This is a genomic window from Phyllobacterium sp. SL163 (genome assembly GCF_049896885.1).
GTDB classification, from domain to species: domain Bacteria; phylum Pseudomonadota; class Alphaproteobacteria; order Rhizobiales; family Rhizobiaceae; genus Phyllobacterium; species Phyllobacterium calauticae.
Genome location: NZ_JAFCVE010000002.1, coordinates 460,886 through 475,374 on the forward strand (window position 1 = coordinate 460,886; position 14,489 = coordinate 475,374).

A 14,489-nucleotide genomic window follows, 5' to 3' on the forward strand; every position below is an offset into this window, starting at 1 on the left:
TTATCAATGATATTGCGGGTCGTGGCCGTCTCGTCAACCATTACAATACATAAAGATGATTAAATTTAATGTGAATAGCCAACATTCTGCAACGTTTATACTTAAATATACCGCTCCCGCACTGAAATTGGTTTCAGTGCGGGATTGGTCCTGTCTTACTTGGCTGCCTTGAGGGCAGCATCGAAATCCTCGATCAGATCGTCGGCATCTTCCAGGCCAACCGACAGGCGCAGCAGCCCGTCCGAAATGCCAAGTTCTGCACGTGCTTCATCTGTAAGGTTTTTGTGCGTGGTTGTCGCGGGGTGTGTGATGAGACTCTTCGAATCTCCAAGATTGTTGGAAATCCGCACCACTTCCAGTCCGTTCTCGCAATCAAAGGCCGCCTTCTTGCCGTCCTTGAGTTCGAAGGCCACGAGCGTGGAACCACCGGTCATCTGTTTGGCGATGATGTCGGCCTGTGGGTGATCCGCACGGCCGGGGTAAATAACCCTGGAAACTGCCGGATGGTCCGCGAGGAAGTCAGCAATTTTCGCCGCACTTTCAGTTTGCTGGCGGACGCGGACGGGCAGGGTTTCAAGGCCCTTCAGCATGATCCAGGAATTGAAGGGGCTGAGGCCCGGGCCGGTGTGGCGGAAATATTCGTGGAGGTTTTCGTCGATCCATTTCTTGTCGGAAAGGATGACGCCGCCAAGACAGCGTCCCTGGCCTTCAATGTGCTTGGTGGCCGAATAGACGACGATGTGGGCGCCAAGTTCCAGCGGCTTCTGGAACAGCGGGGTCGCAAACACATTGTCGACGATCAGTTTGGCGCCGACGGAATTGGCGACCTTGGCCACGGCGGCAATATCGACGATCTCGAGGGTCGGATTGGTCGGGCTTTCCAGGAACAGCGCCTTGGTGTTCGGGCGGATGGCCTTTTCCCAGTTCTCGGCCCTGGAGCCGTCGATCAAGGTGAAGTCCACGCCATATTTCGGCAGGAGCGTCTCGATGATGTAGCGGCACGAGCCGAACAGGGCGCGCGCTGCCAGAACGTGGTCTCCAGCCTTGACCTGACACAGGATTGCCGCCGCAACCGCAGCCATTCCCGAAGCCGTTGCGCGCGCATCTTCCGCGCCTTCAAGCGCGCACATGCGCTTTTCGAACATATCGGTTGTCGGATTGGCGTAGCGCGAATAGATGAAGCCGGGTTCTTCGCCTTTGAAGCGGGATTCGGCAGCTTCCGCCGTGTCATAGACAAAGCCCTGAGTGAGGAAGAGGGCTTCCGATGTTTCACCGAAACCGGAGCGCAAGGTTCCGGCATGAACGAGTTGTGTCGCGGGGCGCAGCTTACGGGTTGTGGTCATCGTCTTCTCAATCTGCCAGAATCTGGCCAATAAAAAACCGGCCTTGCGGGAATCGCAAAAAGGCCGGACGAGACCGGGCCTCTTTTAGCAAATTGTTTAACGTGGCTGCAAGCCGGCCGGCCAAATCACCACGGGATAAAATTGCTTTAATCCTCTTGGCGGCTTGCGTCAATCGGGTGAGACGCTAAAGCTTTTGGGAAATTATATGAGGTTTCGGCGGTCGATATGAGTATACGTGAAGCGGGCATTCTGGCGGATAGCGGCATCAGGGCATTGCATCAGGCCGGTGCACTGAAAACCGAGCGTGATTTCGACGCTGATCAGATCCAGCCGGCCAGCCTGGACCTGCGCCTGGGCACGAAAGCCTATCGCGTGCGCGCCAGTTTCATGCCGGGGCCCGGAACCCCCGTTATCAACAAGCTGGAAAAACTCAAGCTGCACGAGATCGACCTCAGTCACGGTGCCGTGCTGGAAACCGGCTGTGTCTATATCGTCCCGCTGCTGGAAAGCCTGGCGCTGCCCGCCGGGGTTTCGGCATCGGCCAATCCCAAGAGTTCGACCGGGCGTCTTGATATTTTCACCCGCGTCATCGTTGACGGCGCACAGGAATTCGACAAGGTGCCGGCGGGATATAATGGCCCCATCTATCTCGAAGTCAGCCCGCGTACCTTCCCGATTGTCGCGCGGGCAGGATCGCGTCTCTCGCAGATACGCTTCCGCACCGGACGGGCGCAACTCGACGAAACGGAACTGACCGCACTGCATGCAAGCGAGACGCTCGTGGCGTCGGACACGCCGAACATATCGGGCGGCGGCATTGCCCTGTCCATCGACCTGACCGGCGATGCGAACGGCCTTGTCGGTTATCGCGGCAAGCACCACACAGGGGTGGTGGATGTCGACAAGCGCGGGGCGCATGACCTCTTCGATTTCTGGGAGCCGATCCATGATCGCGGCGCGCGCGAACTGGTGCTCGATCCCGATGAATTCTACATTCTCGTGTCGCGTGAAGCCGTGCATGTTCCTCCGCTTTATGCGGCGGAGATGACGCCGTTCGATCCGCTGGTCGGCGAGTTCCGCGTCCACTATGCCGGGTTCTTCGATCCGGGTTTCGGGCACACCGCCGCAGGCGGAACCGGCAGCCGCGCGGTGCTTGAAGTGCGCAGCCACGAGGTGCCATTCATTCTCGAGCATGGCCAGATCGTCGGCCGCCTGATCTATGAACATATGCTGGAGCGGCCCAAGGCCCTTTATGGCACCGACCTCGGCTCGAATTATCAGGCGCAGGGCCTGAAACTCTCCAAACATTTCCGGTCATGAACCGCGGTTGATTGACAAGACGCCGATTTGACGGCCTGGATGTATTCCTGGGATTTGTCATGCAGGATTGGAGGTTTGCGATGCCTCGGAAAACCGGCTCGAAACGGCGTGCAGCAGCTGTTGTGCTCGCCATTCTGACGTTCATTGCGCTATTGCCGCTGTTGTCAGTCCTGGTGACCTATGCGATCGCCAATACGCTTGGCTGCACGGTGGATGAGAACAGTGTTCACCCGTGTCTGCTGGGCGGCATCGACATTGGCGATACGCTGTACACCATGGGCGTGCTGGGCTGGCTGATGATCCCGGCCGCGCCGCTTCTGCTGATTGCGGTGCTTGGCTGGATCGGCCTTGGCATTGTCGCCATCGCCGGCCGCATGCACCGCAGCTGATATACACGCTGTTTGCAGGGTGATGTGCGAATCCGGTTGACTATCGATCCCGGCTGCTTTTCATTCCGGTTATCTGCCCCGAGGCAAGTTCGCGGGCATAGGCGGGTGTAGTTCAATGGTAGAACGGCAGCTTCCCAAGCTGCATACGAGGGTTCGATTCCCTTCACCCGCTCCATCCCTTGTTTGCATGGAACGCAAGACGGCAGCAAGGATGCCGCCTCGCGTTGACCCGGTTGTCAAATATTGATCTGCTCCAGCCACTTGCCAAGTGATTGCGCGATTTCCTCGGGTTGATCTTCCGGTGCATTGTGTTTGGCGGCACCGCAATTGACAACGCTGAGGTTGGCATAGTTGGCCTTGCACCAGGCTACCATGTCCGCCCCGATCGCCAGGTTCTTTCCCGATCCTTCGAACGCAATCAACAGTTTCGGAACATCGACACTGTCGGCAAGCCAGGTGTTGAAATCCCGCATTCTTTCAATCAGCGCTGCCGGTTCCTCGTCTACAGGCATTGAGCGCGTCCATTCGAGAATGGCCCGGCGGCTTTCAGGGGTGGTGTACGACTGCGTATAGGCATGGATATCTTCGCCTGAAAGGCCGGAAAGCACCGTTGCCTGCAAGGTTTGTTCGATGAAAGTGTTGCTCTGGAGCACGATGGTCTCGCCAAGCCCCTCCGTCTTCAATGCGCGAAACCGTTCCGCAACCTCCGGCGGAAAATCGGCCCAGCGCATCGGCCGCAGAATTGTTTCCATGAAGGCCACGCCCCGCACCCGCTCCGGATGACGCGCCGCCCAATCCAGGGCAAGCGTGCCGCCCCAGTCATGGCCAATCAGGATGACGTCCGTCAGTCCCAGCGCATCGAACCACGCATCGAGATAGCGGACTTGATCGGCAAAACTGTAGTCGAGGGAGGGGCGGCCCGAGCGCCCCATGCCGATCAGATCGGGAGCCAGACGGCGATAGCCAGGTAGGGCGGGGGTGATCTTTCTCCACAAATGCGATGTGGTGGGATTTCCATGGAGGAACACAATGGGTGTGCCCAAGCCCGCTTCTTCGTAGTATAGGGTTGAATCAAGGATGGAAATGGATGGCATGAGATTGTCCTTTTCAGATATGGTAAGGTGCCTGTCTAATACGATATAGACAGTTGCCTGTCAATATCTGAAGGAATCTGACGTCGCACAGGAACGGGAAACAGCACGCTGATGAGTTCACCAACGCCCAATCTCGGAATTCTTCTGCGGCTCCTGCATCAGCAATGGACGCAGGCCATCGACACCGCGCTCGACGAGGCGGGGTTCGTCGATATCCGTCCATCCCATTCGAATGTATTGGCCTTTACGCCTTCATCCGGAATTCAGGTCAGCGAACTGTCGAAACTGTCAAAAACCCGCAAACAATCGATCACCCAGGCGGTGGAAGAGCTTGAAAAGCTTGGGTATGTGGAGCGTCGCCCCGATCCGCGGGACAAGCGGGGACGATTGGTCTTTCTCACAGTCCGGGGGCAGGCGGTGCAGCCTACGGCGATGGCGGCGGGCAAACGCATTCAACAGAACTGGGAGAGCGTCGCTGGCAAAGAGAATATCGATGTTTTGACGTCCACTCTGCAGCTTGTACTCGAAAAATTGCCGCGCGGTGAATAGACCGCCTGCTTTTCGCTTGCTGCGGTGTCCTTGTTTGAATGTTCATCAACAACGGCGTAATGTGGAGCGGGATAAACTGGAGGGAGCTGTCATGAAGAATATTCTTTCCCTAGTGGCTGCCGGCCTCATCGCGCTGGTGATGTGCCTGACATCAATCGTATCCGCGCAGGCCTCGCCGATCTCCGTCCAACGCGCGCCGATCGCTTCGAATGTGGAACTGGTCAAATACAAGCACAATCGCGGCAGGCATTGGGGCCACCGCCATCATTATCGGCACGGCTGGAGAGGTCATCACCATCGCCGCCACCACTGGAATAATCGGCACCATCGGCCCGGCTATTGGAAGCACCATCGTCATCACAGGCACTATTATCGCTATTAGCGCCTCATAATGGCCCTAAACGGATTATTAACGTTCCGGCAGGGGAACGATCACCGGGACATATTGAGGAGATGGGTATGACTCTTGTGAAGCGCGGTTTTGTTGCCGTTGCATGTTTTGGTTTGCTGGTTGCCGGCACTGCACTCTCGACGACGGGCAATTACAGCCTTGTCGGTTCTGCACTGGCCAAAAATGGCAATGGCAACGGTGGCGGCGAGGGCGGTGGAAAAGGCAATGGCAGCGAAGGCCATAGCAACGCCAAGGGCGACCACGCAAATGACAAATCCAAGACCAAGGAAGCAGATCTGAGCGACAGGGATCTGGACAAGAATACCTTGGGTCCGCTCAACGCAGCACATGCATCGGCGCGGGCACGGGAGCGGGCAGCCCCCAATTCCTCCGTCGGCAAGATCGCCGCTTACGAACGCAGCCGCGAAGCAGCCCTTGCCATTACTGATCCCACGTTGAGGGAGCAGGCCCTCGAAGCCGCTGAAGCCAAATTGAGCACGGATTTCCATCGGACACTCACGACGGCGCAAATTGACAAAGTGAACGACCTGTTGGACGCCCGTCGCTGAGACCGAAATGGCCAATCGACAGGATTGGTGCGATATTCCAAAGCCCCCGTATCTCCGGACGCGGGGGCTTTTGCAATTGAGGTGGTCCTCGCGCCGGATATTTTCGGCTACGGCGATTTGTTGTGCCGCTTCGAGCGCGCCCGTAACACTGCGCCCACGCGCCTGAGTGGAGATGGCACAAGCGCTTGATACATGGCCTTCAAACTCAAGAGGATATTCGTTGAGGTTGAAATTTCACGATCGAGTTTATCGATTTTCGTGGTCAATGTTTGAGCGAGCGTTTCCATGGAATGCGAATTGGGCAGATGACGCTCTGTCACCGAATGCAGTTCGGCAAGGATCTCTGATTTTGATTGATCCAGCATTTGCCTGAGAGTGTCTGTTTCCGGCATCCAATGCATTTCAGAGGCGATACGAAACCAGGTTCTTTTTTCCGCGGTTGCAACGAGTTCCTGCGCCCAAAGGCCATTGGCAAGATCGAGCGCAGGCAGGCCGGGTGATCCTGCCTTGATGGCCGAACGGTAGAGCTTTTCGTACTGGGAGACATATTTGTCCGCCGGCGAATGCTCACGCAGATAATCGGCTACATCTGCCGCATCCTTGGCGTCGTAATGCTGGATCGCTTCCTGCAACAGCCCGACAGTTGTCGGTCGGGCGAGCAACCGCACACCGAAATTATTCTTCCGCCAGGCCGCGACATTGCGGGTCGTGAGAAGTCCGGCAAAGCCACGACCATCACAGACAACAACCGCACATCCGACAAAGGCCGCTTCCAGCGCCATGCGCGCCGTTGCAAAGACCAAATCATATTTGAGCAATTCCTTCTCGAGCGCATCGGAAAACTTGCCTGTTCCAGGACCCAGCTCGTCAAGGGTGATGGTCTCTGCGGCACACGCGCGCCGCACCAATTCAGTATGACCGCTGGCCTTGGTAAGCAGGAGCGCCTTCCGGGGGCGGTCCGGAAGAGGGGGCCTTGCGATAAACCGCGCTGAATCAACGGCGTTTTCTATCGTGGTCAAGCGATTGGCCGGGATGCCTCTGGACAAGCATTTGTCTCTGCACGCGGCGTCTACGGCGACATAGTGCTTGATCTGCGGATGCAGCAAAGGGGCTTCGATCTCGAACACGGAACTGTGGCAGGTGTAGACGACCGGCACGTCGGGAAACCGTGCCATGGCAATAAAGCACGGAGACACGTGGTGGGCATGAATGACATCAGGCCGATAGGGTATCTGATCTATCGCATGATAGATCAGATGTCCCTTCTGTATCATCCAGTTGGTGTCGCCGACCAATGTCGGGGCAAAAATCATAACGTGGTGACCTGCAACCCGAAGTGCGTCAGCCAGCAGTTCAACGACACTTTCGGATCCGGACCGCATTCCAAAAACAAAATTTGTAATAAGAACACGCACTTTATATTTCACCAATGCAGAATAAACAAACACTAAGTATTCTTCTTTTGGCGCATCCCGGGCATGAGCTGCGCATTCACCATTGGGTGGAATTGAACAAGCCACTTGTTTTCTTTCTGACAGACGGCTCTGGAAGCAAGGAACAGTCCCGAACGCATTATTCCCGGGAAATCATCGAAAAAACCGGATCCGCTGCAGGCGCGATATTTGGCGATATTTCGGACAGGCTTTGGTACGAAGCGCTGGCACGTCATGATCACGGGTTTTTCGCGGCGGTGATCGCGTCAATTGAGGCTGATATTGGAGAGCATCATTCCTACAGAATAGTTGCGGATGCACGTGATGGATACAATCCAATCCACGACCTGGCATCGGCCATGGGCGCGATCCTGCAAAAGCGATTGTCCGCGGGCGGCAAACCGGCCGAACTCCTCTTTTCCGCCGCGACAGCTGGAGCAAAAGGCGATCGCGTCTGCGAGCTGGTTTTGGATGAGGAAGCCCGCGCGCGAAAACTGGCGGCGGTGGCGCGTTATCTTCCACTGGTTGATGAGGCGCGCTCCATTTTGAAACAGTATCCCGCCGCAATGGACAGGGAAGTGCTGATTTCTCAAGTCACGGATTGGCACACACCGAAAAATCCCGAGTGGGAGGAAATCGGACGTGAAAGGGTTGCGGCGGGTATTTATCAATCCTGCTTGACCTATGAAGATCACTTTTTACCAGTTGTTTCCAAGTTGTTCGAAGAATGCGGCAAGTAACGCGATCATCTTCAGACGCACTGTGATCGAGGGCACTCGTCGCACGGCAATGGCCTGACGGGAATATCCTGCTGGTGGTATGCCCGGCCCGGCCGGAATGGTTGTACTCACGATGGAATGCCCATATAATATGGGGCTGCGGGGGCTTGGCTGTTTTTGGGCGTCTCACATCATGCGTAAACTGACATTTGAATCTGTGACCGTAGAGACCAGGCAGATTGGCAAATACCGAAGTATAGCCTCGGTAAAAGAAGCCGCTGAATTTCTGTCGGAGGATTGGCCGGCCCGGCACGGACCGAGCTATCTCGCCGCACAACAAATATGCCACGATGCCCTGAATGGCGAAAGAACGGTCGGCGAAGCCCGAAAAGCCTTCATTGCGGCGGCAAAAACGGTCGATATTTTCGTGCAGGATCGGCATTGAAACCAATCTGACCGTCTTGCCGGCTACCGCCAGCCTTATCCGGGATATATTTGGACTGGAACGCTTGGCGAATCCGCTATCGCCGTGCAATTGCTTGAACCGGGCCGCATATGGCCATATGTGAACACCATCGCTGCAATTGCCGCCGCCGCTATCGGAGTATCAATGTCGGACAAGATGAACCGTTTTCTGGGAGACACGCCGGGCCGTGTTCTGCTCAAGCTCATTCTCGTATCGCTTTTCGTCGGCGTGATCATGAACGCGTTCAACTGGTCGCCGCTCGATATTCTGTACGGTTTCGAGAATTTTGCCCGCCGCATCTGGAACCTCGGTTTTGGCGCCATTGAGCGTTTCGCCGGTTACTTCCTGTTGGGCGCGGTGGTGGTTGTGCCGTGCTTCATCATTTTGCGGTTGCTCAGCTACCGGCGTTAAGCGCAAAAATATCGCCTTGGCCTGAATGAGCCACAATTGCTGGATATCGGCAGTGCATCTCATTCAGGAATTGCTTATGCCCGACCATAGATTTCATTTGTCACGCCGCAGCGTACTTGGGTTCGCCGCCGTCTCGGCGCTGTTGCCGCTGGCCGCCTGCCAGACAGTGACACGCACGCCGGGGAAAAGCGCCGGTGTATCGGCGTCAGCGACCTCGCTTGTGCAGAATATACGCTCTTCCAATGGATTGGCTGGCCTGACCGCCGATTCTTCGCTGGAAAGCGCCGCACTGCAGCAGGCGGGCTACATGGCCAGCGCCGGCCGCATGTCCCATACGACCGGCTAGGGGCGTGATTTTGCCACCCGTGTGCGGAACAACGAGATCCACGGCATTGCTGCGGAGAATATCGCCGTCGGCCGCATGGAACTCGACCGGCTCTTTGCCATGTGGATGGCCTCGCCGCCGCATCGCCGCAATATGCTGGATCAGAAGTTCACCCGGTTCGGTCTTGCCTATTCGGAAGCTGCCAGCGGCAGCAGTCAGCGGTATTGGGCGCTGGTCCTTGCCAGCTGAACGATCGGCCGGCATTGGCCGATAGTTCTGGAAAAGCGCCGCGCGCAGTGGCATAGGATATCGATAGCCCCTCTGGCGTCTTTCCCGGTGTCCCATGTCAACGCAAGTGTCCCATCCTGATGGATCAAAAATCGTTCGCCCGTTCGAGGTGACGAACCGCCTGATGCTGTCGATCACGATTCCCGTGATGCTGGCATCGTTGACGACGCCCTTGCTCGGTCTCGTCGATACGGCTGTCATTGGCCAGCTCGGCGATCCGCATCTGCTCGGCGGCCTTGCGATCGGGGCTCTGGTTTTCGATTTTCTCTTCTCGACCATGAATTTTCTGCGCGCCGGTACAACCGGGCTGGTGGCGCAGGCGATGGGCCGCCATGACAATGTGGAACAGCAAGCGGTGTTCTGGCGGGCCATCGGCATAGCCGTGCTTGTCGGCCTTGTTTTCATTGCCGTAACGCCACTGGTGCTGACTGCAACGGTCCGCTTCATGAACCCGGATCAGGCGGTCGCCGACGCCATGTCCACCTACGTGTCGATCCGGCTCTTTTCCTCGCCGATGGCGCTTGGAAACTTTGTCGTTCTCGGTCTGCTGCTCGGGCAGGGCAAGGCGATGCAGGGCCTCTACCTGCAATTCCTGCTCAACGGCGTCAATGTGGTCATGACCTGCTGGCTCGGTCTGGTCATGGGCTGGGGCGTGGCGGGCATCGCCTGGGGAACCGTGCTCGGCGAAAGCGTCGCGCTGGTTGTCGGCTTGACTATGGTCTACTGGCAGTTTCGGGCCGTTTCCAATCCATCGCTTGCGCGCATCCTTGATGTGCCGGCCATCCGGCGGATGTTTGCGGTCAACCGCGATATCATGCTGCGCTCGTTCTTCCTGCTGATCGCCTATGCCTATTTCACCCGCGCTGGTACCGAGGCCGGTGCCGTGACCTTGGCAACCAACGCCGTGCTGATGAATTTTCTGCTGATCTCGGGCTATCTCATTGATGGCGTGACGACGGCAGCCGAGCAGATTTCCGGCCGTGCCGTCGGCGCCCATTATCGCCCGGCCTTTGATCGCGGCATCAAGCTTTCATTCCTGTGGGGGCTGGTCCTCGCATCGCTGATGGCGCTGTTCTTCCTCATCTACGGCAATGCCATCGTGGCGGTTCTGATCAAATCTGCGGATGTGCAGGCCATGGCCGCACTCTACATGCCGTGGGCTGCCCTGGCGCCCGTTACCGGGCTGCTGGCCTTCCATATGGATGGTGTATTCATCGGCGCCACCTGGTCGCGCGACATGCGCAACATGATGATGCTGTCACTTGCCGGGTACTTCGCCGCCTATTTCATTCTGCCGCAGTTCATGGGCAATCACGGGCTCTGGCTGGCGCTTCACCTGTTCCTCGGGCTGCGCGGTCTGTCGCTGCTGGCAATCCTGCCGCGGCGGGCGCGGCTGCAGTTCGCCAGCTAGATCGTTCAGGAGCGCTGACGGTCGGCGCGATCCAGCGCGTGCTGGATCAGCCGGTCCACCAGTTCGGGATAGGGAATGCCGCTCGCGCCCAGTGTCTTCGGATACATGCTGATATTGGTGAAACCTGGTATCGTGTTGACCTCGTTCACGACGGCACTCATGTCCGGCCGCAGGAAGAAATCGACCCGTGCCATGCCTTCACAGCCAAGGGCCCGAAAGGCCCGGCCTGCCATGTCCTGCAGCTGTTCCCCGACAGGTGCCGGAAGGTTGGCCGGAATGGACAAGGCCGCGCCATCGGCATCGATATACTTGGCTTCATAGGTATAAAAGCCGTGGCTGGCGGCTGGAGCGATCTCGCCGGGAACCGAAACGGTCAATGAACCGTCGCTCCCTTCGAGAACGCCAAATTCGATCTCGCGGGCCTGGACAAACTCCTCGACAATGACCTTGCGGTCGTGCCGGAATGCCTCCTTGACGGCCGCCTCGAAGGCCTCGGCTGTGGCAGCCTTGCCAACGCCGACGGACGAGCCCTGCCGGGCGGGTTTGACGAAGACCGGTGTGCCAAGGTCGCGCGTGATGTCATCATAGCTGGCGGTTTCGCCAAACTGGAGTGTCACGCCCTTGGCGACGGGCAGGTCGGCCTGCTCGAGCAGGCGCTTGGCAATGTCCTTGTCCATCGCCGTTGCCGAACCGAGAATGCCGCAGCCGACATAGGCAACGTCGGCAACTTCCGCCAAGCCTTGCACCGAACCGTCTTCGCCGAAGAGGCCGTGCAGCACGGGGAAGACCACATCGACCGGTGGTATTTCATGCGGTGCGCCGCTTGCCGGAATAACCAGAAGCCGGCCTTTCCCGCCGGGCAGCAGGCTGATTTCAGGTCCGGTTGCCGGAACAGTCTTTGGCAGGCCGCCATCTTCAAGCGCGGCAAGCAGCCATTGTCCGGTGCGGGTGATGGCGATAGGCACTACCTCGTATCTTGAGGTATCGATTGCCTTGACGACATTGCCGGCGGAAAGCAGGGAAACCTCATGTTCGGCCGAACGGCCGCCGAATAGAACTGCCACCCGTCTCTTGCGCGTCATCACTGTTTTTCCATTTCGCTGGAGTTTATCGCCGCCATCCGTTGGATTGCGGAACAGTGGCAAAATTACGCTCTGCCGTCAGGCGGGAATGTCTTTCGCCGCCCAATCCGCAAGGTCACGATCCCGCAACGCGCTGATATTGCCCACGCCATCGCGCTTGAGCGTGGCGGACATCTCCTTGAGGATTTCAGCAGCGAGGCCGGGGCCACGGTAGATCATGCTGGTATAGAGCTGGACGAGATCGGCACCCGCGCGAATCTTGGCGATTGCGGTCCTGGCGCTGTCGATGCCGCCGACACCGATGATCGGCAGCGCGGGGCCAACGCGCTGGCGCATCTTTGCTAGCACAATCGTGGAGCGATTGAAGATCGGCGCACCTGACAGACCGCCGGTCTCGGCCGTGTGCTGCGGGCTGCGCAAACCCGTGCGTGACAGGGTGGTGTTGGAGATGATCAGGCCGTCCAGCGGATGCTGCGCGATTTCGGCAGCAATATCGTCGAGGCTGGCTTCAGGCAGATCCGGCGCGATCTTCAGAAAGACCGGACGCCGGACACCGGATTGTGCTGCAACCGCATCGCGGGCTTCCAGTACCTTGCCGAGCAATTCCTTGAGGCTGTCACGAGCCTGCAAATCCCGCAGGCCCGGTGTGTTGGGCGACGAGATGTTGGCGGTGAAGTAGGCTGCAAGCGTATGGAACTTCCGGATGCCGGCGACGTAGTCAGCCACGCGATCGGTTGAATCCTTGTTGGCTCCGATGTTGACCCCGACAATTCCCAGACGATTCTTGCGCGATGACAGCCGCTGGAACGCGGCTTCGTGGCCTTCATTGTTGAAGCCCAGGCGATTGATCACGGCATTGTCGTCGACAAGGCGGAAAATGCGCGGCTTGGGATTGCCGGATTGCGCCAGCGGCGTGAGGGTCCCGATCTCGGCAAAGCCGAAACCGAGCTTCAACAGGGCATCCGGCACTTCCGCGTTCTTGTCGTAGCCGGCGGCCATGCCGAGAGGATTGGGAAATTTCAGCCCGGCAACGGTAACCTGCAGGGCAGGGCTGTCCGGCAATGTGCATCCCGGCACCAGCCCGGTTTTCAATGCCTTGATCGACATGCCATGGGCGTCTTCCGGGTCGAAGGAAAACAGGACCTTGCGGCCCAGCGACTGAAACAGTCCGCTCATGCATTCATCTCCGGAAACTGGTGCTTGCCATCGGTGTCAAGCGGCAGCGGTTTGACCCACAGGACGGCCGCCATCGGCAAAGACGCGTAAAGGTGCGGGAAGAGGTCGCCGCCGCGGGAAATCTCATATTTCAGGGCATCGCCCAACCGGTCGGTCTCGACGGCGACCAGCAGCAGGTCATCCTGTCCGGCAAAGTGTTTGCGCGCCGTTTCCACCGCCTGTGCAGCGGTGGAGAAGTGGATATAGCCGTCGGCATGGTCGATCGGTGCGCCATCAAACACGCCTGCGGCTTCCGCCGCCTGCCACAGTGCCCGTGGGGCAATCTTGTAAATCAGTTTGCTCATGCGGATTTACTAGACGCAAAACCGCAATACGCAAAGAGTAGACTGCTGCCGGTAACAGAAATCTCGGCGCTCATTCCTATTTTCGGCGTATTATCCTCTCAAGCTTGAGGTTCAGCATTTCGGAGGTCTGTCATGTCACGCACACGAACACTGCTGGTCGCTGTTGCGGCTGTTCCGTTCCTCGCAATCGCAGCCTCGAGCGGCGCCGCGACCGGGGAAACCACGAATTATTCCCTGGAAAAAACCGATACCGGTTACATCAGGATGAACAACAGGACCGGAGAGATGTCCATCTGCCAGGAAAAGTCCGGGCAGCTGATCTGCAAACTCGCTGCGGATGAACGCAGGGCCTACGAGGAAGATGTGGCGGATCTGAAGACCCGTGTTGCCAAGCTGGAAGACACGGTTGCCAGCATGGGCAAGATTCCGCCGGTTGTCCGCGACGCGCTTCCTTCCGATGAAGAGTTCGAGAAGGGCATGAACTACATGGAGAAATTCATGCGCCGTTTCATGGGGATAGCCAAGGAATTCCAGAACGATAACAGCGGCGCCAAGCCGCAGCAGGCCCAGCCGCAGAAAACCTGAAACGGGTAAAATCTGGGTCGGTCTGTCAAGGCATGTTTTCCACGGAAAACGCCAAAACCTTTGCTCCAAAGATCATTTTGTTCTTGATTTGTTCGCGTTTTTATACGACTTTAGTCCCTCGCTAATGGACGCTGGAGGGACAGGATGAACGAGGGGCCAAGACTGATCGGTGAAATTTCCATCCGGCTTTTTGTGCGCCACGGCGACCAGCAAATGGCCATGGATTTTTATGAGAATGTATTCGGCGCGCGGGTAGTCGGGCGCCCGTATCTGCATAATGGCGCGTTGATCGCTGCGGAAATGCGGATGGGCGCATCGGTGATCATGATTGTCGGCGCCAACCCCAAACGCGATGCGGATGCATCGCTGGGCGGGCCGCGTTCTGTCCACGCGATTGGCGCGACGCCTGTCATGCTCGATATCCATGTTGACGACGTTGACCGCGTCATGCACCACGCCACGGCGGAAGGCGGCCATGTGCGCAATGCCGTCGAGGAACTGGACAATGGTGACCGCGTCGGTGTGCTGACGGATCCCTTTGGTCATTTGTGGGTGGTCAAGTCACGCCGCAAGCATCTGGCGGCATAATCAGGC

At 57.8% G+C, this 14,489-nt stretch carries 17 protein-coding genes, 1 tRNA gene, 1 pseudogene and 1 riboswitch; of the genes and pseudogenes, 13 read left to right on the top strand and 6 right to left on the bottom strand.

From position 1 onward, the window contains the following. Positions 1-155: 155 nt before the first annotated feature. A complete protein-coding gene (locus tag ACP7B1_RS05815) occupies positions 156-1,343 on the bottom strand; it encodes an O-succinylhomoserine sulfhydrylase (RefSeq protein WP_426136702.1) in 1,188 nt (395 codons plus the stop codon). A gap of 62 nt (positions 1,344-1,405) precedes the next feature. Next, positions 1,406-1,485: riboswitch (SAM riboswitch) on the bottom strand. An 83-nt stretch (positions 1,486-1,568) separates the two neighbouring features. On the opposite strand from ACP7B1_RS05815, the gene ACP7B1_RS05820 reads away from it, so the two are divergent. The 3 genes from ACP7B1_RS05820 to ACP7B1_RS05830 all read left to right on the top strand — a co-directional run bounded on the left by ACP7B1_RS05820 (position 1,569) and on the right by ACP7B1_RS05830 (position 3,227). Beyond that, positions 1,569-2,663, top strand: a complete 1,095-nt coding sequence (locus tag ACP7B1_RS05820; protein WP_223611877.1) for a 2'-deoxycytidine 5'-triphosphate deaminase — start codon at positions 1,569-1,571, stop codon at positions 2,661-2,663. An 80-nt stretch (positions 2,664-2,743) separates the two neighbouring features. Then, positions 2,744-3,052 (top strand): hypothetical protein, encoded by a 309-nt coding sequence (locus tag ACP7B1_RS05825; RefSeq protein ID WP_346308381.1) that lies wholly within the window; start codon positions 2,744-2,746, stop codon positions 3,050-3,052. 101 nt (positions 3,053-3,153) lie between these two features. Then, positions 3,154-3,227 (top strand) — tRNA-Gly (locus ACP7B1_RS05830). A gap of 61 nt (positions 3,228-3,288) precedes the next feature. Here ACP7B1_RS05830 and ACP7B1_RS05835 read toward each other — a convergent pair. Beyond that, positions 3,289-4,167, bottom strand: a complete 879-nt coding sequence (locus ACP7B1_RS05835; RefSeq protein ID WP_426136799.1) for a haloalkane dehalogenase — start codon at positions 4,165-4,167, stop codon at positions 3,289-3,291. A 90-nt stretch (positions 4,168-4,257) separates the two neighbouring features. On the opposite strand from ACP7B1_RS05835, the gene ACP7B1_RS05840 reads away from it, so the two are divergent. The 3 genes from ACP7B1_RS05840 (at position 4,258) to ACP7B1_RS05850 (ending at position 5,655) form a co-directional block, all read left to right on the top strand. Further along, positions 4,258-4,695, top strand: coding sequence for a MarR family transcriptional regulator (locus ACP7B1_RS05840; RefSeq protein WP_346307010.1), 438 nt, complete (start codon positions 4,258-4,260; stop codon positions 4,693-4,695). Positions 4,696-4,786: 91 nt separating this feature from the next. Beyond that, positions 4,787-5,077: a hypothetical protein gene (locus ACP7B1_RS05845; protein WP_346307009.1), complete on the top strand. Its 291-nt coding sequence runs from the start codon at positions 4,787-4,789 to the stop codon at positions 5,075-5,077. A 77-nt stretch (positions 5,078-5,154) separates the two neighbouring features. Next, the gene (locus ACP7B1_RS05850) at positions 5,155-5,655 is read left to right on the top strand and encodes a Holotricin-3 precursor (RefSeq protein WP_346307008.1); all 501 of its coding nucleotides are present in this window, start codon (positions 5,155-5,157) and stop codon (positions 5,653-5,655) included. A 107-nt stretch (positions 5,656-5,762) separates the two neighbouring features. On the opposite strand, the gene ACP7B1_RS05855 is transcribed toward ACP7B1_RS05850, so the two are convergent. Then, positions 5,763-7,070, bottom strand: coding sequence for a glycosyltransferase (locus ACP7B1_RS05855; RefSeq protein ID WP_426136705.1), 1,308 nt, complete (start codon positions 7,068-7,070; stop codon positions 5,763-5,765). Positions 7,071-7,084: 14 nt separating this feature from the next. Here ACP7B1_RS05855 and ACP7B1_RS05860 point away from each other — a divergent pair, with 14 nt between their 5' ends. The 5 genes and pseudogenes from ACP7B1_RS05860 (at position 7,085) to ACP7B1_RS05880 (ending at position 10,708) form a co-directional block, all read left to right on the top strand. Further along, a complete protein-coding gene (locus ACP7B1_RS05860; protein ID WP_346307006.1) occupies positions 7,085-7,828 on the top strand; it encodes a hypothetical protein in 744 nt (247 codons plus the stop codon). Between the two features lie 172 nt (positions 7,829-8,000). Continuing rightward, a complete protein-coding gene (locus tag ACP7B1_RS05865) occupies positions 8,001-8,252 on the top strand; it encodes a DUF982 domain-containing protein (protein WP_223611866.1) in 252 nt (83 codons plus the stop codon). A 165-nt stretch (positions 8,253-8,417) separates the two neighbouring features. Next, positions 8,418-8,684 carry a DUF6460 domain-containing protein gene (locus tag ACP7B1_RS05870; protein WP_346307005.1) on the top strand — a complete coding sequence of 89 codons (267 nt, stop codon included), beginning with the start codon at positions 8,418-8,420 and terminating at the stop codon, positions 8,682-8,684. A gap of 76 nt (positions 8,685-8,760) precedes the next feature. Further along, positions 8,761-9,258, top strand: a pseudogene (locus tag ACP7B1_RS05875) (CAP domain-containing protein). Between the two features lie 94 nt (positions 9,259-9,352). Then, a complete protein-coding gene (locus tag ACP7B1_RS05880) occupies positions 9,353-10,708 on the top strand; it encodes an MATE family efflux transporter (protein ID WP_426136708.1) in 1,356 nt (451 codons plus the stop codon). A 5-nt stretch (positions 10,709-10,713) separates the two neighbouring features. Here ACP7B1_RS05880 and ACP7B1_RS05885 read toward each other — a convergent pair whose 3' ends face one another. From ACP7B1_RS05885 to ACP7B1_RS05895, 3 genes are all read right to left on the bottom strand, one after another. Beyond that, positions 10,714-11,790, bottom strand: coding sequence for a D-alanine--D-alanine ligase family protein (locus ACP7B1_RS05885; protein ID WP_346307004.1), 1,077 nt, complete (start codon positions 11,788-11,790; stop codon positions 10,714-10,716). 78 nt (positions 11,791-11,868) lie between these two features. After that, a complete protein-coding gene (locus ACP7B1_RS05890; RefSeq protein ID WP_346307003.1) occupies positions 11,869-12,966 on the bottom strand; it encodes a quinone-dependent dihydroorotate dehydrogenase in 1,098 nt (365 codons plus the stop codon). Beyond that, positions 12,963-13,310 carry a DUF952 domain-containing protein gene (locus ACP7B1_RS05895; protein ID WP_346307002.1) on the bottom strand — a complete coding sequence of 116 codons (348 nt, stop codon included), beginning with the start codon at positions 13,308-13,310 and terminating at the stop codon, positions 12,963-12,965. Before ACP7B1_RS05895 ends, ACP7B1_RS05890 begins: the two co-directional genes overlap by 4 nt. A gap of 132 nt (positions 13,311-13,442) precedes the next feature. Here ACP7B1_RS05895 and ACP7B1_RS05900 point away from each other — a divergent pair, with 132 nt between their 5' ends. Further along, a complete protein-coding gene (locus tag ACP7B1_RS05900; protein ID WP_426136711.1) occupies positions 13,443-13,895 on the top strand; it encodes a hypothetical protein in 453 nt (150 codons plus the stop codon). Positions 13,896-14,039: 144 nt separating this feature from the next. Then, positions 14,040-14,483, top strand: a complete 444-nt coding sequence (locus ACP7B1_RS05905) for a VOC family protein (protein WP_223611854.1) — start codon at positions 14,040-14,042, stop codon at positions 14,481-14,483. Positions 14,484-14,489: the final 6 nt, after the last annotated feature.